This is a genomic window from Ligilactobacillus sp. (assembly GCF_036846325.1).
GTDB lineage: Bacteria > Bacillota > Bacilli > Lactobacillales > Lactobacillaceae > Ligilactobacillus.
In genome coordinates this window covers 1-1,255 of the sequence record NZ_DAIUCE010000205.1, presented here as the reverse complement: position 1 = coordinate 1,255, position 1,255 = coordinate 1, and the positions used below count along the sequence as shown (strand labels likewise).

General features: G+C 47.5%; 1 protein-coding gene and 1 pseudogene. One reads left to right on the top strand and one right to left on the bottom strand.

Features of this window, described 5'->3' with window-relative positions:
* Positions 1-348: pseudogene (locus V7Z60_RS10220) on the bottom strand (threonine synthase); the annotation flags it as partial.
* A gap of 189 nt (positions 349-537) precedes the next feature.
* On the opposite strand from V7Z60_RS10220, the gene V7Z60_RS10215 reads away from it, so the two are divergent.
* Positions 538-1,255 (top strand): homoserine dehydrogenase (locus V7Z60_RS10215; RefSeq protein ID WP_334117695.1); only part of this gene is annotated, 718 nt, incomplete at its 3' end.

Genomic DNA, 1,255 nt, shown 5'->3' with positions numbered 1-1,255 from the left:
GGCAACGTCCTTGAAGGCAATCGTCGGACCATGGAAAAGCTCAAGGTAGGCATTGTCTGCATGATAGTCAACAGGTGCTATTTCCCGGGTATCCCATTGATCTCCATATGCTTTGTCGATGCATGAGCGCAGTTCCTCGTCAGTGTAGTCGGAAAAAAGCGGACGCAGAATCCTGTATGCCAAATCCTGGTACGACAGGTCTTTTAATTCGTTTAAATCAAGGTCGATTTCAGGAATTGACGTTGGAACGTACAGGCCGCCGTCAGGACTGAGGCCCTGGAGGACAGCCTGTGAAGCAGTAATCGCCTGACCTTTTGGATCGCGCGTGCTGCGGTAGAGAGTTTGCATGTGAAATACCCCTTTCAGAAATTTCAAATTTCGAAGATTAATGCTGATGAAACTGATAATGTTCGCATTGCTTTAAGTAAATTATAATCATCATGGTGCTTTTCGGCAACAAATTTATAGAATACGTAGGTTTTTAATGCCTCCGTATGTTAGAATAGTAACAAATAAACCAAGTGGGGGTAGCATTACATGGAAACAATCAAAATTGGCATCTTGGGTCTTGGAACCGTTGGCAGCGGCGTGATTCGCATCTTGCACGACAATGCCGAGAAGATTTCCAACATTACAGGCAGAAGGCTCGAAGTCAAGACAGTCGTCGTGCACAATCTCAAGAAGAAACGTTCCGTTGACTTGACAGGCATCAATCTGACGGACAATGCGGACGACGTTCTTTGTGATGACGAGATTCAAATGGTTGTCGAGGTTATGGGGACGGTCAATATCGCAAAGGAGTATATTGAAAGGGCACTGAAGGCCGGCAAGCACGTCATTACGGCAAACAAGGACCTTATCGCAACACATGGTCCTGAACTGATCAGCCTTGCAAGAGAACACGGATGTGATCTCTGCTATGAAGCCAGCGTTGCCGGCGGAATCCCGATTCTGCGTACAATCGTCAACTCCTTTGCCGCTGACCGGATTGTCGAAGTCAGAGGAATCGTCAACGGAACGACGAACTATATCATGACTCAGATGAACAAGAACGGCGCCTCTTACGATGATGCGCTTGAATCAGCGCAGGAGCTTGGCTTTGCCGAGGCTGACCCGACAAATGACGTTGACGGGATTGATGCTGCCTATAAGATGATTATTCTGACGCAGTTTGCATTCGGCAAGGACGTTACGATGGATCAGGTTAAGGTCAAGGGCATCCGGGGAATTCAGAAGGCTGACATTGCGGAAGCAA